This window comes from Streptomyces sp. NPDC127100 (genome assembly GCF_042724095.1).
In the GTDB taxonomy this organism is placed as follows: domain Bacteria; phylum Actinomycetota; class Actinomycetes; order Streptomycetales; family Streptomycetaceae; genus Streptomyces.
In genome coordinates this window covers 233033-259948 of sequence record NZ_JBHXFL010000002.1, presented here as the reverse complement: position 1 = coordinate 259948, position 26916 = coordinate 233033, and the positions used below count along the sequence as shown (strand labels likewise).

Here is a 26916-nt window from a genome sequence, read left to right as displayed (position 1 = left end):
GGGAGCAATGTCAACAGAGAAGTCTGCCGAGGACCATATATCCGTATCCTTCGGCACGCTCCGCGAGCTCGCCGTCGAGCTGGAGGACATACTCAAAAAGCTCAACGAGAAACTGGACGACCTACACGATCGCGTCGTCCCGGTCGTACTGTCCTGGGAGGGGCAGGCCCGGGAGGTCTTCGTCGACAAAATCGACGAATGGGACCGTTCAGCCCAGGATCTTCAGGCGGCGCAGAAGTGGCTGCACGAGATAGTGACGACCGGCCACGTCAACTACACGGCGGCCCATCAGGCCGTGCTGCGCGGCTGGGGAGCCGCCTGATGGCCACGCCGCCGGGCACGGGTTCTCAGAACGGCACGGTGGACGTCACACCCTCCGTTCTCTATGGCGTCTCCACCGGGTTCGCCGACCAGCAGAACCAACTGCACCGGGGCATGAAGTCGTTCTTGATCGAGCTGGCGCGATATCCGGACGGCGGCGGCAGGGGGACGGCAGTCCAGGGTTTCACCAGTGCCTACAAGGACATCAGCGCACGCTTTCTCGAGGTGTGGGCCAAGTCTGTGGTCAGCGTGGGTGGTGCCGCGATTGGTTTCACCGTCACCGCAAACAACTACGCGGCGGCCGACGCCGCGACCAACCCGTCCCCCACGGCCCAGCCGCAACACCAACCGCCTCCCGTCGTCATCGACACCCCTCCCTCCTACGGTCCGGTCACGGACTTCAAGTGGGGGGACGTCGACGACGGACAGGACTTCGTCCAGCGCGCTCTTGAGGGAGTGGAGGCCGTGGTCCTGACCGTGTTGCGCCCGCTGCTCGAGGACGCCTGCCGCTGGGGGAAGGCGTCCGAAATCCTGCCGCTGCCGAATCACCACCGGGTCAACTCGATCTCGGAAGCCTGGCGAATGCCGCAGATCACACTGGCGACCGTCGACGGAACGCTGACGCCACTGCTCCAGAGCATCACTCAGCAGTCCGATAGCGAGTGGTACGGCGCCATGCGTACGTTTTGCAGCACGCTATGGGGCACTTCGGCCTGGGGCAAGGAGCGGCACGGCTACAACTGGAAGAACGACGGCTTCGGCAGCCCGGGGGCGAACCACCCGGTTTTCGCCGTACTGTTCGACACCTGCGAAGTGATGGTAGACGCCGTCTACCACTTCGCCAAGGCAGCTGAGGATGTCCGCGAGGATCTCCATCGAATCTATCGGAAGGCGGTCATCGACACCTTGCCACAGATCGACTTGAGCGACGGTGTGGACCTCAAGGACGTCAAGAATCTCGGCAAAGGTCTGCTGAAGTTCGGCAAGGGATTGGTCACCGATCTGGCGTCGGGGATTGTGCTGAACCTTGACGAGCAGGCGATGAACAACGCGGTGACGGAATACAACAACCGAATCGACCGCCAGACGCGTCGTGTCAAGGACCTGATGAATGCCCTGGACGAGGCACACAAGAGTGCCCCATCCTTCAACGCGGAGGAAGCCCGGGCCGAAGCGTTCGGTGCACGCGCGCTGACGGATTTCAAGGGCGACCCCTTGTATACCGTCCCGGGAGACGACGAGTCGCGACACGAGTACCCCGTGGACTTGGCCAATCAGGAGGGGCTGGCAGGCTCTCACGTCATCGACAAACACGTGGGCAAGACGGACGCGCAACTCGAACAGCGACTCCGGGACCAGGCGAGGCTGTACCCCGACGGGGTCACCAGGCCCATCGCCGTATCCACGTTCAACGATCTCGACCAGGCACAGCGCTACACCCAGGCCGTCCTCGACGATCCAGACAACCAGCGCAAGATCGACAGATGGCTGAGCAGGAATCCGACACAGCCCAACCAGACAAGGAACATCGGCCTCGAATTCAGTCACCCCGTGGGCCGCTCCTGGGCGCGTGGAGACGCACAGGCTCACGATTCCGACAAGGTGCTGGTCACACTTCGACCCCGTCCCGGCGGCCATCCTCCGTATGTTGTACTTACCGCGATGCCCAGCGACACCCTGCCCAACTCATGAGAAGGAGCGCCGTGTCGGAGCAAGAGCCCGTCGTCGACGCCGACTCCTGGAAATCGGCCGTACTTGATCTGTTCGGCGGCGGCTGGACCTTCGCTCAGGTGGGCCCCAGGCGCCACGAAGACTGGCGCCGCGATGTGACCGCGATCATGGCCCTCAAGGCCACTGACCCACGCCGCTGGGCCTCGCTCAACTACGCACCCGAAGTCGACGAGAACCGCAGCGGAACCAACTCGCCGTTCATGCCCTGGAGCCCCGAGGAGACCGGGGAATCCCTGCACGAAATCGGCCCGGAATCGGCCTGTCGGCTCTTGGTGGCGTTGAAAGGTGACCTGTACCAGGCTTTCAACATCCCCGACTTCGAGCAGCGAAAGGACACGTTGTTCAGAAGTTCGCGGACGATTATTTCGCGATTCGGCACCGCCAGCCGCTTCTTCACGAATTCCGCCGAGGCCCACAGAAACCCCGACGCCGACCTCCTGAACCCCGACACGGAATGGGACTGCCTCTCCGTGTACACCACCGACTGTGGGCTCGTCGCCGTGTCCGACGCGGAAGTCGGTGTCTTCTGGGCGTTCTGGGAGGACTGAAGGGACCCGACGTTGCGCACCCGCTCCGCCACCTACCCCGACCACGAGACCGCCCAGTGGGCCACCCAGCAGGTCGTGACCGCCAACGAGCACGTCATCCATCGCTGGTTGGCCGGGGCCACGCGGTCACGCCTGACCATCGAGGCTTCCTGGCCCACTCGCAGCGAGCCGGTGGGACGCGTTCTGCTGCAGGCCATGATGCTCGCGGGACGCGATCCCGTCGACGTTCGCGCGGCGCGGGTCATCCTCCGACGGGATCCCACGCGCCCACAAGGTTTCGCCGTACACGCCACTTTCCCTGTCTATTTGTAGAGGGCCCGCCATGCCTCTGAGCCCTATCGATCACGACCGCCGCTACGGCGAACTGGAGCAGGTGCTCCGGGCTTACACCGGGCATCCCGCCGACGACACCACGGCCCTGGCCGGCCCGGCCCTTACCGCGTACCTCCGTCAGACCTGGCACACGCGACCGTGGGCACTGGCGATCGCCGAACAGCAGCTTCGTGAGTACGCGGAGCATCCGCCGGGCCGGTTGCGGCTGAGACTCGGGGAGTTCTACGCGATCCCCGATGTCGGTCTGCCCGGCGGTGGGATCCAACAGTGGCTGCGCTGCATCGCCGATCACATCAGACGCAGCATCGAGGAAGGTGATGTGCCACCCCCGTCGGTACCCACGACTCACTGGGAGTGGCATGCCCGGTTCCCGGAGACCGGCCAGTTCCTGGGCGGTTGGTTCTCCCAGGACATGCCGGACGAATTCACCAACCACGACGATGCCGTCGAGGACTACCGGTCCTCGACCGACCCGCAGCTGGTGGCGCGCCTCGTCGGTGAACTGCACGAGCTGTTCGCCATGGGACTGGACGAGCCCGGCTACGCCGTGGCCGCAGCCGAACTGGGCATGGAGGTCGATCCGCCGGCACCGTACGGCACGGACGGATGGTTGACGATGGTGGCCGAGCGCCTCGGCACCCCGCCTGCCGAGTACGGACCCGGTCCTCAGGGAGGTACGGCTTCCTGAGGACGGGCCCGCACGAGGCATGGGGCTCCCCCGAAGGCTAGGCGGCGTGCTGCGTGAAACGCGTCGCCGTTTCCGTCAGTACCTCCCGGCCGTCCCTGGCCCACAGGGCCTCGTTGAACAGTTCGACCTCGATGGCACCCGTGTAGCCGGCGGCCTCCACGTAGCCCTTCCACTCGCGCATGTCGATCGCGCCGTCGCCGATCTGGCCGCGGCCGTTGAGGACGCCCTCCGGGAGGGGGGTCGTCCAGTCGGCGAGCTGGAAGGTGTGGATGCGGCCCTGTGCGCCGGCCCGGGCGATCTGCGCGGGCGCCTGGTCGTCCCACCAGACGTGGTACGTGTCGACCGTGACGCCGACCTGGTGGGCGGGGAAGCGTTCGGCGAGGTCCAGGGCCTGGGTGAGGGTGGAGACCACGCAGCGGTCCGAGGCGAACATGGGGTGCAGCGGCTCGATGGCCAGGCGGACGCCGTGCCGCTCCGCGTACGGTCCCAGTTCGGACAGGGCGTCCGCGATGCGCTCGCGGGCTCCGCGCAGGTCCTTCGAGCCGGCCGGGAGGCCGCCCGAGACCAGGACCAGGGTGTCGGTGCCGAGGACGGCCGCCTCGTCGACCGCGCGGCGGTTGTCGGCCAGGGCCGCCGCCCGCTCGCCCGGGTCGATCGCGGTGAGGAAGCCGCCCCGGCACAGCGTCGTCACCGCGAGGCCCGCGTCGCGCACGAGCTTGGCCGCGGCCTCCACGCCGTACGCCTGGACGGGCTCGCGCCACAGGCCCACGCCCGGTACGCCCAGCTCGCGGCAGGCGTCGACGAGGTCCGGCAGCGACAGCTGCTTGACCGTCATCTGGTTGATGCTGAAACGCGCGAGGTCGGTCACGGGGTCACTCCGTACAGGTGCAGCAGGGTCCTCATCCGTTCCTCCGCCAGCTTCGGGTCGGGGAACAGGCCGAGGCCGTCGGCGAGTTCGTAGGCGCGGGCGAGGTGCGGCAGGGAGCGGGCCGACTGGAGGCCGCCGACCATGGTGAAGTGGCTCTGGTGGCCCGCCAGCCAGGCCAGGAGGACCACGCCCGTCTTGTAGAAGCGGGTGGGCGCCTGGAAGAGGTGGCGGGAGAGGGGGACCGTGGGGTCGAGGAGGGCGCGGAAGCCCTCCGCGTTGCCGGTGTCCAGGACGCGGACCGCCTCGGCCGCCAGCGGGCCCAGGGGGTCGAAGATGCCGAGCAGGGCGTGGCTGAAGCCCTGGTCGTCGCCGGCGATCAGCTCGGGGTAGTTGAAGTCGTCCCCGGTGTAGCAGCGCACGCCCTGCGGCAGGCGGCGGCGCAGGTCGACCTCGCGCTGGGCGTCCAGCAGGGACACCTTGATGCCGTCGACCTTGTCCGGGTGGGCCGCGATGACCTCCAGGAAGGTGTCCGTCGCCGCGTCGAGGTCGGACGAGCCCCAGTAGCCCTCCAGGGCCGGGTCGAACATCGGACCGAGCCAGTGCAGGATCACCGGTTCGGCGGCCTGGCGCAGCAGGTGGCCGTAGACCTCCAGGTAGTCCTCGGGGCCGCGGGCCGCGGCGGCGAGGGCGCGGGAGGCCATCAGGATGGCCTGGGCGCCCGACTCCTCGACGACGGCGAGCTGCTCCTCGTAGGCCGCCCGGACCTCGGCGAGGGTGCCGGCGGTGAGCTGGTCGGTGCCCACGCCGCAGGCGATGCGGCCGCCGCACGCCTTCGCCTCGGCGGCGGACCGGCGGATCAGTTCGGCCGCGCCGGCCCAGTCCAGGCCCATGCCGCGCTGGGCGGTGTCCATGGCCTCCGCGACACCGAGCCCGTGGGACCACAGGTGGCGGCGGAAGGCGAGGGTGGCGTCCCAGTCGACGGCGGCGGGCCCGTCGGGGGTGGTGTCCGCGTACGGGTCGGCGACGACGTGCGCCGCCGAGAAGACCGTACGGGATGTGAAAGCGCTTCCCGTGGACAGGGCCAGGGGTTCGGCGCGCGGCTCGTAGGCGCGCAGGGTGCCGTTCGCGTCGGGCAGGTGGAGGGTCACAGCGCGATCTCCGGCACGTCGAGGCGGCGGCCCTCGGCCGAGGACCTCAGGCCCAGCTCGGCGAGCTGGACGCCGCGGGCGCCGGCCAGCAGGTCCCAGTGGTAGGGGGCGTCGGCGTAGACGTGGCGCAGGAACAGCTCCCACTGGGCCTTGAAGCCGTTGTCGAACTCGCCGTTGTCCGGCACCTCCTGCCACTGGTCGCGGAAGACCTCGGTGGCGGGGATGTCCGGGTTCCAGACCGGCTTCGGGGTGGCGGAGCGGTGCTGGACGCGGCAGTTGCGCAGGCCCGCGACGGCGGAGCCCTCGGTGCCGTCCACCTGGAACTCGACGAGTTCGTCGCGGTTGACGCGGACCGCCCAGGAGGAGTTGATCTGGGCGACGGCGCCGCCGTCCAGTTCGAAGACGCCGTACGCGGCGTCGTCGGCGGTGGCGTCGTAGGGCTTGCCGTTCTCGTCCCAGCGCTGCGGGACGTGGGTGGCGGTGAGGGCCTGGACGGACCGCACCCGGCCGAACAGCTCGTGCAGCACGTACTCCCAGTGCGGGAACATGTCGACGACGATGCCGCCGCCGTCCTCGGCGCGGTAGTTCCACGAGGGGCGCTGGGCGGACTGCCAGTCGCCCTCGAAGACCCAGTAGCCGAACTCGCCGCGCACGGACAGGATCCGGCCGAAGAAGCCGCCGTCGATGAGGCGCTTGAGCTTGAGCAGGCCCGGGAGGAACAGCTTGTCCTGGACCACGCCGTGCCTGATGCCGGCCGCGTTGGCCAGGCGGGCGAGCTCCAGGGCGCCCTCCAGGCCGGTGGCGGTCGGCTTCTCGGTGTAGACGTGCTTGCCCGCGGCGATCGCCTTCCTGATCGCCTCCTCGCGGGCCGAGGTCACCTGGGCGTCGAAGTAGATCTCGACGCTCTCGTCGGCGAGGACCGCGTCCACGTCCGTCGAGACGTGCTCCAGCCCGTGCCGCTCGGCCAGCTCCCTGAGCGCGTGCTCGCGACGGCCCACCAGGACCGGCTCCGGCCACAGCACGGTGCCGCCGCCGAGGTCGAGGCCGCCCTGCTCGCGGATGGCCAGGATGGAGCGGACGAGGTGCTGCCGGTAACCCATGCGTCCGGTCACACCGTTCATGGCGATACGCACCGTCTTGCGTGTCACGTCGTTCCCTTCGTACGCGGTCCGCGCGCCGCATACGCCGAGGATCGGAAGAGGCGATACAGCAAGCGCTTTCTATTCACTATGAAGCTAGCCTGTGGACGGCGGTCCGGACAAGACCGTGTTCCGGGCGAGTTGTTCGAGGGGGCGAACAACTCCCAGGCGGTGGCCGTAAGGTCAGCACGGAACCGGGCCGGACCCGGGCCCGTGTACGACGGCGTACGACGAGAGCGCGACCGGAGGACGAGGACATGACGGTGACACTGGCGGACGTGGCGGCCCGCGCCCAGGTCTCCCCCGCGACGGTGTCGCGCGTGCTGAACGGGAACTACCCCGTGGCCGCCTCCACCCGCGAGCGGGTGCTCAAGGCGGTCGACGAGCTGGACTACGTGCTCAACGGCCCCGCGAGCGCCCTGGCCGCCGCGACGTCCGACCTGGTCGGCATCCTGGTCAACGACATCGCCGACCCGTTCTTCGGGGTGATGGCCGGCGCGATCCAGTCCGAGATCGGCGGGCCGGGCGGCAGAGCCGGCGGCGAGAGACTCGCCGTGGTCTGCAACACCGGCGGCGCCCCGGAGCGCGAGCTGACCTATCTCACGCTGCTGCAGCGGCAGCGCGCGGCGGCCGTCGTCCTGACCGGCGGGGCGATGGAGGACGCGGCGCACCAGGCGGCGGTGGCGGCGAAGCTGCGCAAGCTGTCGGAGGCCGGGACGCGGGTGGTGCTGTGCGGGCGGCCGCCGGCGCCGGAGACCGGGGCGGTCGCGCTGACCTTCGACAACCGCGGGGGCGGCCGGGAGCTGACCGAGCACCTGATCGGGCTCGGGCACCGGCGGCTCGGGTACATCGCGGGCCCCGAGGAGCGGACCACCACCCGGCACCGGCTGGAGGGGCACCGGGCCGCGCTGGCCGCGCACGGCATCGAGGAGGACGCCGGCTGGACGGTCCACGGGCGCTACGACCGGCAGTCCGGCTACGAGGCCACGCTCGAACTCCTGCGCAGGGACCCGTCCCTGACCGCGGTCGTCGCCGCGAACGACACCGTGGCGCTGGGGGCGTGCGCGGCGCTGCGCGACTCCGGCCTGCGGATACCGGCGGACGTGTCGGTGGCCGGCTTCGACGACCTGCCGTTCAGCATCGACGCGGTGCCCGCGCTGACGACGGTCCGCCTGCCGCTGGCGGAGGCGGGGGCGCGGGCGGGGCGGATCGCGATGGGGCGCGAGGAGGCGCCGCCCGGGGGGATCGCGACGGTGCGGGGGGAGTTGATGGTGCGGGGGTCCTCCGGGGTTCCCCGGAAGTGAGGGCGCCGTTCCCCGGGCGGGGCGGGGGTCCTCCGGGGTTCCCCGGTGGCGAGGGTGCCGTGTGCCGGGCGGTGCGGGGCGTCCGTGCGGGCGTCGTCCGGGGGCTGCCGCCCCCGGGCCCCCGCTTCGGCCCGGACGGCCTCGTCCTCAGACGCCGGACGGGCTGGAAGTCACCCTGCGGCCCTCCGAAACGGCCCCGGAACTGGGGGAGGGCGGGCGCGCTCCGGCCCGCTGGGGCGGCTTCGGTCGCGACACCTCCGTGGTGGGGGAATCCGCGGGCGGATCGCGGGTATGGTCCCCGGGCATGAAGCTGGCGTTCTCCACTCTCGGCCTGCCCGGACTGCCGCTGCCCGACGTGCTGCGGCTCGCGACCGATCACGGATACCACGGCGTCGAACTGCGCGCCCATCCCGAGGAGCCGGTCAACCCCGGCCTCTCCCCCGGCGAACGGGCCGACGCCGCGGCCGCGTTCGAGGCGGCCGGCGTCGAGGTGCTCTGCGTCGCGGGGTACGCGCGGGTCGCCGCGCCCGGCGACGACGACGCCGTCGTCGCCGAGATCCGCGGCCTGCTCGACCTGGCCCGCGACCTGGGCGCCCCGTACATCCGGGTCTTCCCCGGCGGCGGCACCGAACAGAGCCCCGACGAGGCCGACGCGACGGCCGCCCGGCGTCTGGGCACCGCCGCCGAGTACGCCACCGACGCGGGCGTGCGCATCCTGCTGGAGACCCACGACTCGCACCGCACCGGCGCCGACGCGATGCGCGTGCTCGGCCTGGTCGGCCACCGGCAGGCCGGTGCCCTGTGGGACGTCATGCACACCTGGCTGGGCGGCGAACAGCCCATGGACACCTTCGCGGCGCTGTCCCCGCACCTCGGCTACGTCCAGGTCAAGGACATCGCCTCCGTCGACGACACCACTCCGCTGCCGCTCGGCCAAGGCGTCCTGCCGCTGGCCGAGTGCGTGGAGGTGCTCTCCCGCGAGGGCTGGGACGGCTGGCTGTGCTGGGAGTACGAGAAGCGCTGGTACGAGGCGGCCGCCCCGCTGCCCGGCCTGCTGGACGAGGGCCGCCGTCACCTCGACCGGCTGCTCAACGAGTCGGCCTGACGACCGGCACGCCGGGGATGCGGGAAGGAACCGGGCGGGTGCTGCGCCTGGTTCCGCAGCGGCCGGTTGTCGCTGATCACGTACGTCTTCTGCGGGGACTCCGCCGCCCGGTCCGGCTGCGGCCGGTGACCGTCGCCGGGCCGGTTCCCGTCACGCCGCGCGCCCGGGGCGCCGGTGCCCCGGTCCGGTGCAGGGTCGGGCACCCGGGCCGCGTCGGTCCGCTCCGGGGACGACGACCGCAGGCGGTGCCGGGGGACGGCACGCCGGGGCGGGCGGGTGAGGGTGATCTGACGGACCAGCTGCTGGAAGCAGGTCAGGGAGGCCAGGCCCGGCAGGGCTGCGGCGGCGACGTCGACCACGGTCCTGGGCGTCTGGGCGGCCACGCACAGGAGCATCGCGATGAGCGAGAACGCCAGGACGACGCACCAGGAGTGCACGGCGCGGCGCCGGTGCAGCGCCGCCCGCAGGACGGACAGCGACGCGGCGAGCCAGGGCCCGTAGACGAGCAGCGGCCACCACGAGACGGCGTCCGTCCGCAGGCGGGTCAGCGCGACGAGGCGCAGCGGATCGTAGGCGATCATGCCGCCGAAGAGGCTGACCGCGGAGGCGATGACGGTGATGGCGGCGGCGATGACGTAGCTGACCGCCTGGAGTCCCCGCGGGCCGCGCCGTTCCCGCACCTTGCGGTGGCTGCGGGCGGTGGCTCTCAGCGGGGGCAGCTCGGCCGTGATCTCCTGGAGGTTCTGCAGGGGGCTGCCCGGCGCCGGGACCGCGGCCGGTGACTCGCCGTGGACGGCGGACGGCTCGGGGAGCTGCTCCTCCAGGGCGTCCTGGAGCATGAAGGCCAGTTCCTCGGCCGGGTCCCAGGACATGTCCGGCAGGGGCATCGAGAGGTCGTCGTCCGGGGCCCGGTGACGGCCGTGGCCCGCCTCGTAGGGAGGCTCCGCGTAAGGGGAGTAATCCGGTCCGTAATACGTTTCTTCTTCGTGCACGGCCCGGTCACTCGGCCCGAGAGAAGACGGGCCGTTCCCTCATGGCGGCCCACCGTCCGGCGAGGTCGTCCTGGAGCTCGCCCATGACATTCAGGAAATCCCGCAGAATCGGCTCGGTCTCCCGGAGCGCGACGGGTGTTCCCCCCTTTGTCAGGATGCCGTTCGCCGGGGTCGCCGCGCGCGTCGGTGCCGGAATATAAGCGTAGGAACCCAATGGAACCACTCGGTCCCCCGCCCTGTTCTTCCGCCCGGAAGCCCAAGGGAGGCACTTCCCCCCAGTTACCTTGGTCATGCCCTCACTAACGTGGCCCGCCTCATCCGGATGCGCGGCAAACGAGTGAAGGATTATCCAGACTAGTAATCCGTGCCGGCGTCCGTCCGCCCGTCGTTTCCGGGGGATTGTGCCCCGGGGAATCCCCGGCGCGCACGGGACGCGACCCGGCTCTCCAGCCGCGCCGGCCGACCGGACTGCCGCGCGCGAGCGGCTGTCGCGGGCGTCCGTCCTCAGGTCGACCCGCGCGACCTCCCCGACCTCGACGGCGTCGAGCCGGTCCTCCGTCGGCCACGACCGCGGCTCCCAGTACGCCGTGGCGCCGACCGCCCGTCCGGTGGCGAGGGAGATCTGCGCGAAGGGCGCCAGCCGTCCCGTCGCCGCCCTGGCCGCCTGGGCGGCGAGGTACGCGTCGGCCTCCTCGGCCCGGGGCACCCAGGTGTACCCGTAGGTGCCGCGCTCCTCCTCCGCCGCCACGGCGAGGTCAGCCGCGTGCCGCGGACCCAACGGCTCCAGCCGTACCGACGTGCCCTCGGGTACCGGTGCCTTCGGCGTGAACGTCACCGGCCGGATTCCTCCGCCCGGTCCCGCCGCCGTCGAACGGGTTTCCCCGGCGGGGCGGGCGGGTCACCGACGTCAGCGCCACCCCGCCCACCAGCAGGGCCGCCGCGCACCACCGCAGCGGTGTCACCGGCTCGCCCAGGAACAGGGCCGCCGACGTCATCCCGAAGACGGGGACCAGCAGGGAGAACGGCGCGACCGTCGAGGCCGGGTGACGGCGCAGCAGCCAGCCCCAGGCGCCGAAGCCGAAGACCGTCGAGATCCAGGCGACGAACAGCAGCGTGCCCGCACCCTGCCAGTCCAGGCCGCGCAGGGCCGCGGCGTCCCGGGAGGGGCCCTCCGTCAGCAGGGACAGCGCGAGGAGCGGCAGGACGGGGACGGTGGACACCCACACCATGAAGTTCAGCGCGTCGGGCGGGGAGGCCTTGCGGGTCAGGACGTTGGACAGGCCCCAGGCGGCCGCCGCGCCGACCACCATCGCGAAGGCGCCCAGCGGGCCGGAGGCGCCCTCGTCGACGGCCGCGACGCCGATGCCGGTGCAGGCCACCAGCATGCCCAGCACCCGCACACCGGTGGGGCGTTCGCCCAGTACAGCCGCCGCGATCACCGCGGTGAACACCGCCTGGACCTGGAGCACCAGCGACGACAGGCCGGCCGGCATGCCGGCGTCCATGCCGACGAAGACCAGGCCGAACTTCGCCACGCCGAGCACCAGGCCCACCGCCACGATCCACTTCCAGGCCACCTTCGGGCGGCCCACGAGGAAGACGGCGGGCAGGGCCGCCGCCAGGAAGCGCAGGGCGGAGAAGAGGAGGGGCGGGAAGTGGTCGAGGCCGATCTCGATGACCGTGAAGTTGACGCCCCAGACGGCGGCGACGAGCACGCCGAGAGCGAGGTGGGAAGGTCGCATGCGACGAGGATCGCCCGCCCGACCGTGCAGCACCAGCGATGATTGCTGCATGGTTGGATGAAGCACCGCTAATCAATGGACAGGCCGGCGGTGTCCTCCGCCCCTCGCGTCCGCCCCCTCGCGACCCGGGAGCCGACATGCTCGACCTCCAGCGCCTGCGCGCCCTGCACGCCGTCTCCGTGCACGGCACCGTCGGGGCGGCCGCCGCCGCGCTCGGCTTCACCCCGTCCGCCGTCTCCCAGCAGATCGCCAAGCTGGAACGGGAGACCAGGACGGTGCTCCTGGAGCGGGAGGGCCGCGGCGTGCGGCTCACCGACGAGGCGCGGCAACTGGCCGCCACCGCCCGGGAACTCATGGCCCTCGTGGAGCGCGCGGAGACCGCGCTGGAGGAGCGGCGCGGGGTGCCGGCGGGGCGGCTGACCATCGCCGCGTTCCCGTCGGCGGCGCGCGGGCTGATGCCCGCCGTGCTGGCGGACCTGGCGGCACGCCACCCCGCGCTCGACGCCCGGCTGAGCGAGGCCGACCCGCACCTGTCCGTGGACCTGGTGGCGAAGGGCGCCGTCGACCTCGTCGTCGCCCACGACTGGGACATCGCGCCGCTGCCCGCCCCGGCCGGCGTGGAGCAGGCGCCGATCGGCGAGGACCTGTGCGACCTGCTCGTCCCCGAGGGGCACCCCTTCGCGGGGCGCGGGCCCGTACGGCGCGCGGAGCTGGGCGGGCAGCGCTGGATCTGCCAGCCGCCCGGACGGGTCTGCCACGACTGGCTGATGCGGACCCTGCGGACGGCCGGGCACGAGCCGGACATCGTCCACCAGGCCGACGAGAACCCGACCCTGGTCGCCCTGGTCGCCGCCGGACTCGGCATCGCGGTGATCCCCCGGCTGGGGCGCGGCCCGCTGCCCGCCGGGGTGGTGGAGGTGCCGCTCGATCCGATGCCCGTGCGGCGGCTGTACGCGCTGTGGCGCACGGGGGCCGCCCGGCGTCCGGCGATCGCGGAGACCGTACGCGCCCTGCGGGCGCACTGGCCGGCCGTCTCCGCGCACGCCGGCCCGGCCCCGTCCCCGGTGTCCCGCTGACCCCGCCGGCACCGACTTCCGACCTCGGGCCCCCGGCGGGGAACCCGGACCGGGCCCCGCCCGTCCCATCCGCACGCTGCCGGACGAGTCTCCGTGGTGCGGTGTCGGCCTCGCTGCCGGCTGCGGCCGCCGACCACCCTCTCCTCCGTACCGCGGCCGGCAGCACGCCGCCGTCGGCGCCCTCCCTCCCCGGCGCCGGCGGCGGCCCGCGGGACGACTCCTGTGCGCTCCCTTGACTGGCAGAAACTTCCCGGATATTGGTGACTCCTTGGAAGTTTCCTTCAGCAGCTCTGCAGCGATTCCCCAGCGGATCACTCCGGAAGGAGCGCACGTGCAAGACAGCAGCACGGCCGGCACGGGAAGCACCGGACGACCCTCCAGACGTACCGTCCTCGCGGCCACCGCGGGCGTCACCGCGGTGCTCGCGACAGGCGGCACCGCGTACGCCGGCCGCCGCCGGCCGGACGACGACAGGCTCCGTGCCCTCATCTCCGGCATGACGCTCGAGGAGAAGGTCGGCCAGCTCTTCGTGATGCGGGTCTACGGCCACTCCGCCACCGCCCCCGACCAGGCCGACATCGACGCCAACCTCAAGGAGATCGGCGTCCGCACGGCCGCCGAGCTGGTCGCCAGGTACCGGGTCGGCGGCATCATCTACTTCGCGTGGGCGCACAACACCCGCGACCCGCACCAGATCGCCGACCTGTCCAACGGCATCCAGAAGGCGTCCCTGTCGCTTCCGCGCGGGCTGCCGGTGCTCGTCTCCACGGACCAGGAGCACGGGATAGTGGCCCGCGTGGGCGAGCCGGCGACCCTCTTCCCCGGCGCGATGGCGGTCGGCGCGAACGGCTCGCGGTCCGACGCCCGCACCCTCGGGCAGATCGCGGGCGCCGAACTGCGCGCCCTGGGCATCCGGCAGGACTACGCCCCCGACGCCGACGTGAACGTCAACCCGGCCAACCCCGTGATCGGCGTGCGCTCCTTCGGCGCCGACCCCGCGGCGGTGGCGGGGCTGGTGGCCGCCGAGGTGACGGGGTACCAGCGCTCCGGTGTCGCCGCGTGCGCCAAGCACTTCCCCGGGCACGGGGACACGGCCACCGACAGCCACACCGGCCTGCCGGTCATCACGCACAGCCGCGCCGAGTGGGAGAAGCTGGACGCGCCGCCGTTCCGCGCGGCGATCGCGGCCGGCATCGACTCGATCATGACCGCCCACCTCGTGGTCCCGGCGCTCGACGACTCCGGCGACCCGGCCACCCTCTCCCGCCCGATCCTCACCGGCATCCTGCGCGAGGAACTCGGCTACGACGGGGTCGTGGTCACCGACTCCCTCGGCATGGAGGGCGTGCGGACGAAGTACGGCGACGAGCGGGTGCCGGTGCTGGCGCTGAAGGCGGGCGTCGACCAGCTCCTCAACCCGCCGAACCTCGACCTCGCGTGGAACGCGGTCCTGACGGCCGTGCGCGAGGGCGAACTGACCGAGGCCCGGCTCGACGAATCGATCCTGCGCGTGCTGCGGCTGAAGGCCAAGCTGGGCCTCTTCGAGGACGCCTACACCACGAGCCGGGACGTGGACCGCACGGTCGGCACCCGGGGGCACCTGGCCGCCGCCGACCGGATCGCCGAGCGGAGCACCACCCTGCTGGTCAACGAGGGGCACCTGCTGCCGCTCTCCCGCCGCCGGACGCCGAGACTGCTGGTCGTCGGCGCCGACCCCGCCTCCCCGTCGGGCACGACGGGCCCGCCGACGAGCACCCTCGCGGGCGCGCTGGGCGAACTGGGCTTCACGGCCACCGCGCTGTCCACGGGCACCGCGCCGTCCGCCGCGGTCGTCGACCGGGCGGTCGCCGCCGCCGGGGACGTGGACGCGGTGGTCGTCGCCACGTACAACGTCACCGCGGGCAGCAGCCAGCGCACGCTGGTCGACCGGCTGCTGGCGACCGGGAAGCCGGTGGTGGCGGTCGCCGTCCGCAACCCGTACGACGTGGCCCAGCTCCCCGCCGTCCCCGCCTGCCTGGCCACGTACTCGTGGACGGACGTCGAGGTGCGGGCGGCGGCCCGGGTCATCGCCGGGAAGGTGCGTCCGCGCGGGAAGCTGCCCGTGCCGGTGGTGCGGGCGGACGACCCGGCGACGGTGCTGTACCCGCTCGGCCACGGGCTGTCGTACCGGGCGTAGCGCGGCCTACGCCGCGCGCCGGGGGCGCTCGGCGTCACCGTGCGCAAAGCACCCCGCGCGTCTGGCGTGCGCCCACCGCGGCGGGCCACGCTGGGCGGGGGACCCGGGGGGACTGCCATGCATGGGAGACGGTTCACGGGCGTGCTGTGCGCGCTCCCGGCGGTGCTCGCCGGGCTGCTGGCGGGCTGTCAGGCCCCGTCGTCCGGGGGGACGGAGAAGGCCGGGCGGCCCGCCGGGCAGGCGCCGTCGGCGACCGCCGTCCGGCCGTCCGGCCACGGGGCGGTGTTCCTGGCGGCCGGCGAGTGCAGCTCCTTCGGGGCGGTGAGCCCCACCGAGGTGCCGTGCTCGAGCGAGCGGGCGGCGGCCCGGGTCGTGGCCCGGCACGAAGGGAAGGCGTCGGGCGGGCCGCCCTGCCCGGCGACCACCGACTTCGTCCTGCACATCAGCGAACGGCGGCCCGCCGCCGACGAGGACGGGGACGGCGCCGTGGCCCGGGGCTACGCCTGCATGCGGTCGCTGCGGCCCCCGCACCCCGGCGATCCGGGGGGCGGGGGCGGACCGCGCACCATCGTCGGGGACTGCGTCCGCGACGCCGGGAGCGGGAAGGTCCGCGAGACCGCGTGCGACGGCGAGGGCGAGGGCGAACGGAGACCGCGGTACCGGGTGGTCGAGGCGGTCACCGGCCGGGACCGGTGCCCGGCCGGGACCGCCCTGTTCGTCCGCATCGACGACGCCGCGCGCCCGGTGGGCTGCGCCCGGCCGCTGTGAGAACGGTGCGCACAACGGCCGGACGCGGCCGGGGGTCCGGGCGGTACTACGGACGCAGCGTCGACTCGTGCCGCACGTCCCGCTTGTCCAGCCTGGCGTCGAACGTCGCCAGCGGCCTGGCCGCCGACGGGTTCTCCTGGACGGTGGCGGAGGCGACGCCGGCCCACTCGAGGATGCGGGCGGTGGCCAGGGCCTTCTGCTCGGGCACCAGGCCGGCGACGTTGGCGCCGTGGTTCATGCCGGGGGCGGTGACGACGTAGGAGTCACGCGCCCCGTGGCCGAGCCGGAACCGCTCGGCGCCCCACGGGTCGTTCTCGCCGTACACGAACAGCATGTGGTGGGCGTTGTGCCGCACCCAGGTGTCGACGTCCCGCATGGCCGACGGCTGGAACTTCATCGGGATCGACCGGGGCACGAAGTTGCGCGGCGGCTGGTAGCCGTAGCGGATGTACTTCTTCTCGATGTGCGGGAAGTGGATCGTCGGCGCACCGAGCTGCGTGCCCGCCTGGTAGTAGTACGGCGTGTACGTCTCCAGGCCCTGGTCGGTGTAGGCGGAGAAGCCGGAGATGGTGTCCACCGAGTCCCAGATCGCGTCGTCGGTGGCGTTGCCGGCGTCCGCGGGGATGTCCGCGCAGTCGTCCAGGGTGCTGTACTGCCAGAAGCCCCACACGTAGTCGAGGACGACGGCCTCGTAGGCGCGGTCGAGGCTGCCGATGGTGGTGAAGGTGTAGCCGTTCTCGGCCGCGTACGCCGCGTACTTCTTCTCCAGCGGTGCCCGGCGCACCAGCGCCTCGCGCTGCACGCCGTTGAGGCGGTCGCGGCACTCCTCGGTGCCGACGGTCGCGAAGAAGCGGTCGTAGGCCGAGTCCTCCTTGTTCACCACGTCGTTGGGGGCGACGTAGGCGACGACGCCGTCCATGTCGCGCGGGTAGAAGCGCTCGTAGTAGGTGGCGGTCATGCCGCCCTTGGAGCCGCCCGTGGAGATCCAGTTCTCGGAGTAGAGCGGCTTGAGCGCCGCGAAGATCCGGTGCTGGTCGCTGGCCGCCTGCCAGATGTCCAGCTTGGACCAGTCGGCCGGCTGGGGACGGGACGGGGTGAAGTAGCGGTACTCCATGGAGACCTGGTTGCCGTCCACGATCTGGGTCGGCTCGCGCCGGCTCGGGTTCGTGGAGACGTTGTAGCCGCCGGTGTAGAAGACCGTCGGCCGGCTCACGTCCTTGTGCAGCACGGTGATCCGCTGCTGGAACGTGCCCTTGGACGGGTGCCGGTGGTCGACCGGCTGCGTGTAGTTCAGGACGAAGAAGCGGTAGCCGGTGTACGGCTTCTCCTCGATCAGGCTCATGCCCGGTATGGACAGCAGCCGGTCCTTGATGTCGACGGCCTTCGGCTCGGCGGCGGTGGCCGCTCCCGCCGTGCTGACGGTGCCTATGAGCACCACGAGCGCCAGCAGCCATCTGAGCGCCTTGCGCATGCACCCTCCCTGGGAAACAGATGTGCGCCGGAAGCTATCGGAGCAAGTCACCCGAACACCAGGGGGAACTGAGGAAATGACAGCGAACGGCGCGGTCTCAGCAGAGGATCCAGCCGGAGCTGACCGCGCCCCGGTCGACGCCGCCGCGCACCCATACGCACCGCTGTCCGGCGTGCACGGTCACCGGGCCGGCGCGGTAGGTGTAGCGGCCCGTGTCGACGACCGGCCGGCCGCCGCGCGCCTGCACGCTGACGGTCATCTTCCGCTTGGCGCCGGTCCGTTGGGGAACGGTGACGGCGCAGACGTAGCCGCCGCGCTTGTACACGTGGACCGACCCGGTGGAGAACGGCAGCGTCCGGACCTTGCGGCCCCCGCAGGGCGCCGTGGCCGCCTGCGCGTCGTGGGGCGCCGCGACCGCGAGGAGTCCCGCCGCGGTCAGTACGGCCGCGCCGGCCGTCAGCCGCCGGCGCATCCCGGCACCGTCCCTGCCCACGGCGGCCCCTTCCGTACGGTGATCACGGACGTACGGATGTACGGACGCGGCGGACCGGTCGAATGGTTGCGCGAGTACGGCTGGCCGTCACCGGGACGCGCCGACCGGCTCCTCCGGCTCGGCCGCCCCGACGAACGTCCGCCACAGCCGCGCGTACCGCCCGTCGAGCGCCAGCAGCTCGTCGTGCGTACCGTCCTCCACGACCCGTCCGTGGTCCATGACGACGACCCGGTCCGCGCGGGCGGCCGTGGTCAGCCGGTGGGCCACCACCAGGGTCGTACGGCGGCCCGCCAGCCGGTCGGTGGCCTGGTTGACCTGCGCCTCCGTAGCCAGGTCCAGTGCCGCGGTGGCCTCGTCGAGGAGCAGGACGTCGGGGTCGACCAGCTCGGCGCGGGCCAGGGCGACGAGCTGGCGCTGCCCGGCGGAGAGGTTGCGGCCCCGCTCGGCCACCTCGTGGAGGTAGCCGCCCTCCAGCGTGGCGATCATCTCGTGGGCGCCGACCGCCCGCGCCGCGGCCTCCACCTCGGCGTCGGTGGCGTCGGGGCGGCCGTAGGCGATGGCGTCCCGGACGGTGCCGGGGAAGAGGTAGGCCTCCTGCGGGACGACGCCCAGCCGGTGGCGGTAGGAGGCGAGGTCGAGGGTGCGCAGGTCCCGCCCGTCGACGGTCACCCGTCCCTCGGTCGGGTCGTAGAACCGGGCGACCAGCTTGACCAGGGTGGACTTGCCCGCGCCGGTCTCGCCGACGAACGCGACGGTCTGCCCCGCGGGGATGCGCAGGTCGACGGCGCTGAGGGCCTCCTCCTCGGAGCCGTACCGGAAGTGCACGTCCTCGAAGGCGATCTCGCCCCGCAGGGACGGCACCTCGAGCGGCTCGTCGGCGGCCTCGGTGGAGGTGGGCTCGCGCAGCAGCTCCTGGATCCGGCCGAGGGAGACGGTCGCCTGCTGGTACCCGTCGAAGACCTGGGAGAGCTGCTGGACGGGCGCGAAGAACAGGTCGATGTAGAGCAGGTAGGCCACCAGCGCGCCGGTCGTCAGCGTCGCGTCGTCGATCCGGGTGCCGCCGACGGCCAGCACGGCGACGGCCGCCGCCGAGGACAGCAGCTGCACGAACGGGAAGTAGAGCGAGATCAGCCACTGGCCCCGGATGCGGGCCCGCCGGTAGCTGTCGCTGCGCTCGGCGAACCGCCGCGCTCCGTCGCCCTCGCGCCGGAACGCCTGCACGATCCGCAGCCCGGCCACCGACTCCTGGAGGTCGGCGTTGACCGCCGACACCCGCTCGCGGGCCAGCTCGTACGCCTTCACGCTGGCACGGCGGAAGAAGAACGTGGCGACGACCAGCGGCGGCAGCGTCGCGAAGACGACCAGGGCGAGCTGCACGTCGATGACCAGCAGGGCGACCATGATGCCGAAGAAGGTGACGACCGAGACGAAGGCGGTGACCAGGCCCGTCTGGAGGAAGGTCGACAGGGCGTCGACGTCCGTGGTCATCCGGGTCATGATCCGGCCGGTCAGCTCGCGCTCGTAGTAGTCCAGGCCGAGCCGCTGGAGCTGGGCGAAGATCTTCAGGCGCAGGGAGTACAGGATCCGCTCGCCCGTGCGCCCGGTCATGCGGATCTCGCCGGTCTGCGCCGCCCACTGGGCGAGCACGGCGAGCAGGCCGAGCAGCGAGGCCGCCCAGACCGCGCCGAGGGCGAGCCGGGTGACGCCGTCGTCGATGCCGTGCCGGATCAGGACCGGCAGCAGCAGGCCCATGCCGGCGTCGACGGCGACCAGGGCGAGGCTGACGAGCAGCGGGCGGCCGAAGCCGTGCAGGAGGCGCCGCAGGCCGTACGACCGCTCCGGCAGCACGGCACGGGCCTCGTCGACGTCCGGGGTGTCGGTGGCCGGGGGCAGGGCGTCGACCCGGGCCAGCAGCTCGGGCGTGGCCGGGGTGCCCGCGAGGGCGGTGTCCTTCGGTGTGCGGTCACCGGTCCACAGCCGTGGGGTGACCCCGCGCTCGGCGTCGAACTCGGCGTCCAGCTCGTCGCGCACGGAGGTGTCCTCCGGCTGCTGCGCGGGCCGGGCGTGGCCGGGCGAGACGCCGCCGAGTTCGTCGGGGTCGGTGAGCAGGCGGCGGTAGAGCGCCGAGCGTTCCTGGAGCTCGTCGTGGGTGCCTATGTCGGCGAGGCGGCCGTGGTCGAGGACGGCGATGCGGTCGGCGAGGCCCAGGGTGGAGCGGCGGTGGGCGATCAGCAGGGTCGTGCGGCCCCGCATGACCTGCGCCAGCGCCTCGTGGATCTCGTGCTCGACGCGGGCGTCCACGGCGGACGTCGCGTCGTCGAGGACCAGCAGCCTGGGGTCGGTGAGGATCGCGCGGGCGAGCGCGACGCGCTGGCGCTGGCCGCCGGAGAGGGTCAGGCCGTGCTCGCCGACGGTGGTGGCGTAGCCGTCGGGCAGGTCGGTGATGAAGCCGTGGGCCTGCGCGGCCCGGGCCGCGGCCTCGATCTCCTCGTCGGTGGCGTCGGGACGGCCGTAGGCGATGTTGGCGCGCACGGTGTCGGAGAAGAGGAACGAGTCCTCGGGCACCAGCCCGATCGCGGCCCGCAGCGAGTCGAGGGTCAGCTCGCGCACGTCGTGGCCGCCGACCAGGACGGCGCCGCGCATCACGTCGTAGAAGCGCGGCAGCAGCAGGGAGACGGTGGACTTGCCGGAACCGGAGGAGCCGACGACGGCGAGCGTCTCGCCGGGCCGGATCTCGAAGGAGAGTCCGTCGAGGACGGGCCGGTCGGGGTCGTAGCCGAACGACACGTCGTCGAACTCGACGGTGGCGGGCGCGTCGGCCGGGAGCTCCTTGGTGCCGTCGGTCAGGGACGGCTCGGTGTCGATCAGCTCCAGGACGCGCTCGGTGCCGGCGCGGGCCTGCTGGCCGACGGTGAGGACCATGGCGAGCATGCGGACCGGGCCGACGAGCTGGGCCAGGTAGGTGGAGAAGGCGACGAACGTGCCGAGGGTGATGTGCCCGCCCACGGCCAGCCAGCCGCCGAGGGCGAGCATGGCGACCTGCCCGAGGGCCGGCACGGCCTGGAGGGCGGGCGTGTAGGCCGCGTTCAGCCGGATGGTGCGCAGCCGCCCGGCGAACAGCCTGCGGCCGACCTCCCGGAGCTTGCCGGTCTCCTGCTCCTCCTGCCCGAAGCCCTTCACCACGCGCACGCCGCTCACCGAGCCGTCGACCACGCCCGCGACGGCGGCGGCCTGGGCCTGGGCGTACCAGGTGGCGGGGTGCAGGCGGGTGCGGCTGCGGCGGGCGATGAACCACAGGGCGGGGGCGACGGCGACGGCGACGAGGGTCAGCGGCAGCGACAGCCACGCCATGATCACCAGGGAGATCAGGAAGAGCAGGACGTTCCCGATGGTCATCGGGAGCATGAACAGCAGGCCCTGGATGAGCTGGAGGTCGCTGGTCGCGCGTCCGACCACCTGGCCGGTGGACAGCTCGTCCTGGCGCCGCCCGTCGAGCCGGGTGATCGTGCCGTACATGTCCGTGCGCAGGTCGTGCTGCACGTCGAGGGCGAGCCGGCCGCCGTAGTAGCGGCGCACGTAGGTGAGGCCGTAGACGACGACCGCGGCGCCGACCAGGAGTCCGGCCCAGGTGGCCATGTCCCTGGTCCCGTCGCCGATCACGTCGTCGATGATCACCTTGGTGATCAGCGGGACGAGGGCCATGACGGCCATGCCGCCCAGGGAGGACCCGAGGGCGAGGACGACGTCCTTGGGGTTCCGCCAGGCGTACCCCGCCAGTCGTCGTGCCCAGCCCCGTTGCGCGTCCACGCGGTGTCCTCCGGTCGGTCGTCCTGCTCACCTGATCTACCGCAAGGCACCAACACGGGCGAGCGGGGATTTCATCCCGCCGCAACATTCGGGCGCCGGCTCAGACGCGGTACGCTCCCGTCCCCGGGACGCCCTGCCCGGCCGCGAGCGGGGTGAGGGCGACGACCCCCTGGCCGCGGACCGTGGTCCGCGGGCCCAGGGCGAAGGGGCTGGTCGCGCCCAGCCGCAGCGCGAGGTCCGGTGCCATGTACGAGGCGACGTCCTCCCAGTCGGCGTCCTCCTCGTCCTCGGCCTCCGTCCACTCGGCGTACAGCGCCTCCTCCTCGGGGAGCCGCTCGCCCAGCTCGGGGAGCGGCTCGTCGCCCCAGGTGGAGACGTCGAGGCGGCGGACCACGACCCCGTCCTCGGCCACCGCCCAGCCCGAGCCGCCGCCGTGCTCGCCGAAGTGGTACGCCTGGGCGCGGCCGTAGCGGCGGCTCAGCGCGGTGACGGCGCCGAGCACCCCGTCGGCGCGCTCCGGGTCGACGGGGTTGCACCACGCGCCCACGACCAGCGTCCAGCCGTCCACCTCGGGGGTGACGTACACGCGGCGGGGGTCGGGCCAGTCCTCGCTGTCGTGGGCGACGACGCTGTGCCCCAGCGCGAAGGTCGCTAGCCGTTCGCCGTACAGGCCCAGCGACTCGGTGATGCCCGCCCGGTCCCCGCCGGGAACGGCGATCCAGGACGTGGAGCAGTTCTCCAGGGGCTCGGCCCGGTCGTCGAGCGCCTTGATCCGGATCAGCCGCGCGACGGCCGCCCGGTCCCGGTCGGACAGGGCCTCCTCGCCGCCGGCCGAGACCAGCGCCGCGAGGGCCGGGGCACGCAGGGCACCCGGGCCGTCGCGGCGTGTCCGCCGCAGCGGTTCGAGGACGGCGTCCCCCAGCATCGGCAGCACCCACCGGGCGCGCTGGGCCACGCCCGGGTCCGGGTCGGCCACCAGGGGGATCAGCGCCTCGATCACCGGCCCGAGGTCGCCCCGGTACGCGGGGGTGCGGCCGTACGCCACCGAGCACGCGGACTGGATGCCGAAGGCGGCGGACTCGCGCACCGCCGCCGCGGGGTGCGACAGTGCCTCGGCGTAGCGCTCGACCGCCCCCAGACCGCTGAACGCCGCGCCCGCCCGCCGCCGCGCCTCCCCCTCGGGCGCCGCCTCCAGGGCCGCCAGCACGTCCTCGAAGGCCGCCGGCCCGACGGCGTGCAGGAGCAGCTTGATCTGGAACCAGTCCACGGGCGAGGACTCGTCCAGCATCTCGCGCAGCAGGGCGGGCACCGCCGACGGTCCCCGGGACGTCAGGGCCTTGCGCGCGGCCTGCCGCCGCCCCGGGTCGGCCAGGTCCCTGATCAGCTCCACGTCGCCGCCTCCTGTCGCTTCGGTGCGCGGGCGACGCCTCCCGTCGGCCCGGTGCACGAGGGACGCCCACTATGCCCGGGACGCGTCTGACGCCCGGTCACCGGGGGGCGGGCGACGGAGGGACCCTCGTCACGCAATCGCCACCTTCCCTTCACGCGCCTGATCGCATGTCCATGTCACTCTCTGCGGTATCACTCGGACATCAACCCGCGTAGATCCCGCGTAGATCGGACACCCCACATGCTCGCGATCCGCATATTCGCAGGCCGGCGCCGGAAAGCGGTGGCGCTCGCCACGGCCGCCGTGCTCGCCGGCCTCGCCGCGCCGGCCCTGACCGCGGCCCCCGCCACGGCCACCACGAACGACTACGACACGACGTACTACAAGAGCGCGATCGGCAGGACGGGGAGCGGGCTCAAGGCCTCCCTGCACACGATCATCAGCGACCAGACGAAGATCTCGTACTCGGCCGTCTGGAACGCCCTCAAGGTCACCGACCAGGACCCGGCCAACAGCAACAACGTGATCCTGCTGTACTCGGGCACCTCCCGCAGCAAGTCCCTCAACGGCGGTGACGTGGGCGACTGGAACCGCGAGCACGTCTGGGCCAAGTCGCACGGCGACTTCGGCACGGCCACCGGGCCCGGCACCGACCTGCACCACCTGCGGCCCGAGGACGTCCAGGTCAACGGCGTCCGGGGCAACAAGGACTTCGACGACGGCGGCAGCGCCGTGAGCAACGGCGGCGGCAGCCTCACCGACTCCGACTCCTTCGAACCCCGTGACGCGGTCAAGGGCGACGTGGCCCGCATGATCTTCTACATGGCGGTGCGCTACGAGGGCGGCGACGGCTGGGCCGACCTGGAGGTCAACAGCAGCGTGAACAACGGCAGCAACCCGTACATCGGGAAGCTGGCGGTGCTCAAGCAGTGGAACGACGAGGACCCGCCGGACGCCTTCGAGGAGCGCCGCAACCAGGTCATCTACGACTCCTACCAGCACAACCGCAACCCGTTCGTCGACCACCCGGAGTGGGTGGAGGCGATCTGGTAGGCGCCCTCACGCCGGCCGGGGGCGCCTCGCGGCCGCGCGGAGCGCCCCCGCCGCCCGCTCAGTCCAGGTGCGTCGGCGCGAACATCCGCAGCACGGCCGGGAGGACGACCACCGACGGACCCGGTGACGCCAGCGCCCGTGCCAGGTCCGCCTCCAGGGTCCGCGGGGACGTCCGCACGCCCGGCACGCCGAAGGACTCGGCCAGCGCCACGTAGTCCGGGCGGGTCAGCTCCGTCGCCGTCGGCTGCCCGAAGGCGTCCGTCATGTACTCGCGCAGGATGCCGTAGCCGCCGTCGTCGACGATCAGCCAGGTGACGTCCAGGCCGTACTGGCGGGCGGTGGCCAGTTCGGCGATGGAGTACAGGGCGCCGCCGTCCCCCGAGACCGCCAGCACCGGGCGGGTCGGGTCGGCGGCCGCGGCTCCGAGTGCCGCCGGGAAGCCGTAGCCCAGTCCGCCGGCGCCCTGGGCCGAGTGCATGGTGTTGGGGGTCCCGGCGTCGAAGGCCGACCAGGCCCAGTAGGCCAGGATCGTCATGTCCCAGAAGGACGGGGCGCCGGCCGGGAGGGCCCTGCGGACGGCCGCCAGGACGTCCTGCTCCAGGGTGAGGTCCTGGGCGGCGACGCGTTCGCCGACCTTGTCCAGCAGGGTCCGCACGCGCTCCGGGGCCGCCGGGTCGTGCCGTTCGCCGACCGTCTCCAGCAGGGCCTGGAGGGCGAGGCGCGCGTCGGCGTGGATGCCGAGGGCGGGGTGGTTGGACTCCAGCTTGCCGAGGTCCGCCTCGATCTGGATCACCCGGCCGCGCGGCGCGAACGTGTGGTAGTTCGAGGAGAGTTCGCCCAGGCCCGAGCCGACCACCAGCAGGACGTCCGCGTCCTCCAGGAAGTCGGTGGTGTGGCGGTCCTCCAGCCAGGACTGGAGGGAGAGCGGGTGCGTCCACGGGAACGCGCCCTTGCCGCCGAAGGTCGTCACGACCGGGGCCCCGAGCCGCTCCGCGAGCTGCCTGAGCTTGCCCGAGGCGTCGGCGCGGACCACTCCCCCGCCGGCGATGATCGCGGGGCGTTCCGCGCGGGTCAGCAGGTCGGCGGCGACCGCCGTCAGCTCGGGGCGCGGGGGCAGTTCCTCCGGGAAGGTGTCGCCGCCGGTGACCTGCGGAACGAGCGTCTCGGCGAGGAGGACGTCCTGCGGGATCTCCACCCACACGGGACCGTGCGGGACGGTCAGCGCCGACGTCCACGCCTCGGCGATCGCCGACGGGATCTGGGACTGGGTGCGGACGGTGTGGACGGACTTCACCACGCCCCGGAACGAGGCTGCCTGGTCCGGGAGTTCGTGCAGGTAGCCGTGCCGGCCGCCGCCCAGCCCTGCCGTCGGGACCTGGCTGCTGATCGCCAGCACCGGGGCCGACGCCGCCCGCGCCTCCTGGAGCGCGGCGAGGGAGGTGAGGGCTCCGGGGCCGGTGGACAGCAGCAGCGGGGCCGCCTCACCGGTGATCCGGCCGTACGCATCCGCCGCGAACCCGGCGTTGTTCTCCACCCGCAGGCCGATGTAGCGCAGGTCCGAGCGGCGCAGGGCGTCGAACATGCCGAGGGCGTGCTGGCCGGGCAGGCCGAAGACGGTGGTCGCGCCCAGCCCGGCCAGGGTCTCCACGACCAGGTCTCCGCCGTTGCGGCCGGGGGGAGGGTTCAGCGCGGCCTCCGTCTGGGCGGCGGTCGGACGGAGCACCAGGTCGTGGTCGTGGGTCACTTCGCTGCCTTCTCCTGGGCGATCCGGCGGGACATGATCGTGGTCAGTTCGTACGCGGTGTGGGACGCCGCCACCGACGTGATCTCCGCGTGGTCGTACGCGGGGGCCACCTCGACGACGTCCGCCGACACCAGGTTGCAGGAGGCCAGGCCGCGCAGGATCTCCAGCAGCTCGCGCGAGGTCATGCCGCCGGCCTCGGGCGTGCCGGTGCCGGGCGCGTGGGCCGGGTCGAGGCAGTCGATGTCGATGGAGATGTACAGCGGGCGGTCGCCGATGCGCTGCCGCAGCTGGTCGGCGATCTCGTCGGCGCCGCGGCGGTAGACGTCGGCGGAGGTGACGATGCCGAAGCCCATCTTCTCGTCGTCCGTCAGGTCCTTCTTGCCGTACAGCGGGCCGCGGGTGCCCACGTGGGAGAGCGCCTCCGTGTCGAGGACGCCCTCCTCGACCGCGCGCCGGAACGGCGTGCCGTGCGTGTACTCGGCGCCGAAGTAGGTGTCCCAGGTGTCCAGGTGGGCGTCGAAGTGGAGCAGGGCGACCGGGCCGTGCTTCTTGGCGACCGAGCGCAGCAGCGGCAGGGCGATGGTGTGGTCGCCGCCCAGGGTCATCAGGCGGGCGCCGGTGCCGAGCAGGTCGTCGGCGGCGGCCTCGATCGTCTCCACGGCCTCGTTGATGTTGAACGGGTTCACCGCGATGTCGCCGCCGTCGGCGACCTGGGCGAGGGCGAAGGGGGAGGCGTCCTGCGCCGGGTTGTAGGGGCGCAGCAGCCGGGAGGCCTCGCGGATGGCGTTGCCGCCGAACCGGGCGCCGGGCCGGTACGAGACGCCGGAGTCGAACGGCACACCGACCACGGCGACGTCGGCGGTGCCCACCTCGTCCAGGCGGGGCAGCCGGGCGAAGGTCGCGGGCCCGGCGTACCGCGGGACGCGGGAGGAGTCGACGGGGCCGCGGGGCGTCTCGTTGCTGCTCATGAATTGCCTTCCTTCTTACGCTTCTTCGCGTATTTACTGCTCTGTACCGCT

General features: G+C 72.6%; 21 protein-coding genes and 2 pseudogenes. 11 read left to right on the top strand and 12 right to left on the bottom strand.

Annotated features, from left to right (window positions below):
• The first annotated feature begins 7 nt into the window (after positions 1-7).
• From ACFWJB_RS04010 to ACFWJB_RS03990, 5 genes are read left to right on the top strand one after another with little or no spacing between them, the layout of a single operon-like run.
• A complete protein-coding gene (locus tag ACFWJB_RS04010) occupies positions 8-322 on the top strand; it encodes a WXG100 family type VII secretion target (RefSeq protein ID WP_386920104.1) in 315 nt (104 codons plus the stop codon).
• Complete coding sequence (locus ACFWJB_RS04005) at positions 322-2013, top strand: RNase A-like domain-containing protein (RefSeq protein WP_386920102.1); 1692 nt, start codon at positions 322-324, stop codon at positions 2011-2013. The genes ACFWJB_RS04010 and ACFWJB_RS04005 overlap by 1 nt, the downstream gene beginning before the upstream one ends.
• An 11-nt stretch (positions 2014-2024) precedes the next feature.
• On the top strand, positions 2025-2600 hold the full coding sequence (locus ACFWJB_RS04000; RefSeq protein WP_386920100.1) for a hypothetical protein: 576 nt from the start codon (positions 2025-2027) through the stop codon (positions 2598-2600).
• Positions 2601-2612: 12 nt separating this feature from the next.
• Entirely contained in the window at positions 2613-2912 is a 300-nt protein-coding gene (locus ACFWJB_RS03995; protein WP_386920098.1) for an RNase A-like domain-containing protein, read from the top strand.
• A gap of 10 nt (positions 2913-2922) precedes the next feature.
• Positions 2923-3621: a contact-dependent growth inhibition system immunity protein gene (locus tag ACFWJB_RS03990; protein ID WP_386920096.1), complete on the top strand. Its 699-nt coding sequence runs from the start codon at positions 2923-2925 to the stop codon at positions 3619-3621.
• A 37-nt stretch (positions 3622-3658) separates the two neighbouring features.
• On the opposite strand, the gene ACFWJB_RS03985 is transcribed toward ACFWJB_RS03990, so the two are convergent.
• Genes ACFWJB_RS03985 through ACFWJB_RS03975 form a run of 3 tightly spaced genes read right to left on the bottom strand, consistent with a single transcriptional unit; the run spans position 3659 to position 6785 of the window.
• On the bottom strand, positions 3659-4489 hold the full coding sequence (locus tag ACFWJB_RS03985) for a sugar phosphate isomerase/epimerase family protein (RefSeq protein WP_386920094.1): 831 nt from the start codon (positions 4487-4489) through the stop codon (positions 3659-3661).
• Positions 4486-5637: a dihydrodipicolinate synthase family protein gene (locus ACFWJB_RS03980; RefSeq protein WP_385473376.1), complete on the bottom strand. Its 1152-nt coding sequence runs from the start codon at positions 5635-5637 to the stop codon at positions 4486-4488. Before ACFWJB_RS03980 ends, ACFWJB_RS03985 begins: the two co-directional genes overlap by 4 nt.
• Positions 5634-6785, bottom strand: coding sequence for a Gfo/Idh/MocA family protein (locus ACFWJB_RS03975; RefSeq protein WP_385473373.1), 1152 nt, complete (start codon positions 6783-6785; stop codon positions 5634-5636). Before ACFWJB_RS03975 ends, ACFWJB_RS03980 begins: the two co-directional genes overlap by 4 nt.
• A 248-nt stretch (positions 6786-7033) precedes the next feature.
• Here ACFWJB_RS03975 and ACFWJB_RS03970 point away from each other — a divergent pair, with 248 nt between their 5' ends.
• Positions 7034-8080, top strand: a complete 1047-nt coding sequence (locus ACFWJB_RS03970) for a LacI family DNA-binding transcriptional regulator (protein ID WP_385473370.1) — start codon at positions 7034-7036, stop codon at positions 8078-8080.
• A gap of 304 nt (positions 8081-8384) precedes the next feature.
• Positions 8385-9185 (top strand): sugar phosphate isomerase/epimerase family protein, encoded by an 801-nt coding sequence (locus ACFWJB_RS03965; RefSeq protein ID WP_385461889.1) that lies wholly within the window; start codon positions 8385-8387, stop codon positions 9183-9185.
• A gap of 116 nt (positions 9186-9301) precedes the next feature.
• Here ACFWJB_RS03965 and ACFWJB_RS03960 read toward each other — a convergent pair.
• The 3 genes and pseudogenes from ACFWJB_RS03960 to ACFWJB_RS03950 form a co-directional block, all read right to left on the bottom strand.
• Positions 9302-10177 (bottom strand): annotated as a pseudogene (locus ACFWJB_RS03960) (hypothetical protein); the annotation flags it as partial.
• Between the two features lie 442 nt (positions 10178-10619).
• Positions 10620-11012 (bottom strand): annotated as a pseudogene (locus tag ACFWJB_RS03955) (N-acetyltransferase); the annotation flags it as partial.
• Complete coding sequence (locus tag ACFWJB_RS03950; RefSeq protein WP_386920091.1) at positions 10933-11919, bottom strand: EamA family transporter; 987 nt, start codon at positions 11917-11919, stop codon at positions 10933-10935. The pseudogene ACFWJB_RS03955 and the gene ACFWJB_RS03950, both read right to left, overlap by 80 nt.
• A gap of 137 nt (positions 11920-12056) precedes the next feature.
• Here ACFWJB_RS03950 and ACFWJB_RS03945 point away from each other — a divergent pair, with 137 nt between their 5' ends.
• From ACFWJB_RS03945 to ACFWJB_RS03935, 3 genes are all read left to right on the top strand, one after another.
• Complete coding sequence (locus tag ACFWJB_RS03945; RefSeq protein ID WP_385461898.1) at positions 12057-12995, top strand: LysR family transcriptional regulator; 939 nt, start codon at positions 12057-12059, stop codon at positions 12993-12995.
• Between the two features lie 331 nt (positions 12996-13326).
• Positions 13327-15171 (top strand): glycoside hydrolase family 3 protein, encoded by a 1845-nt coding sequence (locus ACFWJB_RS03940; RefSeq protein WP_385461901.1) that lies wholly within the window; start codon positions 13327-13329, stop codon positions 15169-15171.
• A 117-nt stretch (positions 15172-15288) separates the two neighbouring features.
• Positions 15289-15939 carry a hypothetical protein gene (locus ACFWJB_RS03935; protein ID WP_385461904.1) on the top strand — a complete coding sequence of 217 codons (651 nt, stop codon included), beginning with the start codon at positions 15289-15291 and terminating at the stop codon, positions 15937-15939.
• Between the two features lie 46 nt (positions 15940-15985).
• Here ACFWJB_RS03935 and ACFWJB_RS03930 read toward each other — a convergent pair whose 3' ends face one another.
• From ACFWJB_RS03930 to ACFWJB_RS03915, 4 genes are all read right to left on the bottom strand, one after another.
• Positions 15986-17410 (bottom strand): S28 family serine protease, encoded by a 1425-nt coding sequence (locus ACFWJB_RS03930; protein WP_385461907.1) that lies wholly within the window; start codon positions 17408-17410, stop codon positions 15986-15988.
• Positions 17411-17507: 97 nt separating this feature from the next.
• On the bottom strand, positions 17508-17882 hold the full coding sequence (locus ACFWJB_RS03925) for a hypothetical protein (RefSeq protein ID WP_385462000.1): 375 nt from the start codon (positions 17880-17882) through the stop codon (positions 17508-17510).
• 108 nt (positions 17883-17990) lie between these two features.
• Positions 17991-21710, bottom strand: a complete 3720-nt coding sequence (locus ACFWJB_RS03920) for an ABC transporter ATP-binding protein (RefSeq protein WP_385461910.1) — start codon at positions 21708-21710, stop codon at positions 17991-17993.
• Between the two features lie 100 nt (positions 21711-21810).
• A complete protein-coding gene (locus ACFWJB_RS03915; protein WP_386920087.1) occupies positions 21811-23100 on the bottom strand; it encodes a HEAT repeat domain-containing protein in 1290 nt (429 codons plus the stop codon).
• Positions 23101-23340: 240 nt separating this feature from the next.
• Between ACFWJB_RS03915 and ACFWJB_RS03910 the strand changes: the two genes are divergently transcribed.
• Positions 23341-24153, top strand: coding sequence for an endonuclease I family protein (locus ACFWJB_RS03910; protein WP_385461917.1), 813 nt, complete (start codon positions 23341-23343; stop codon positions 24151-24153).
• Between the two features lie 58 nt (positions 24154-24211).
• Here the strand turns inward: ACFWJB_RS03910 and ACFWJB_RS03905 are convergent, their stop codons facing one another.
• Together ACFWJB_RS03905 and speB are read right to left on the bottom strand one after the other, a co-directional pair.
• The gene (locus ACFWJB_RS03905) at positions 24212-25897 is read right to left on the bottom strand and encodes a thiamine pyrophosphate-binding protein (protein ID WP_386920085.1); all 1686 of its coding nucleotides are present in this window, start codon (positions 25895-25897) and stop codon (positions 24212-24214) included.
• Entirely contained in the window at positions 25894-26865 is a 972-nt protein-coding gene (gene speB, locus ACFWJB_RS03900; protein WP_385461923.1) for an agmatinase, read from the bottom strand. The genes ACFWJB_RS03905 and speB overlap by 4 nt, the downstream gene beginning before the upstream one ends.
• Positions 26866-26916 lie beyond the last annotated feature (51 nt).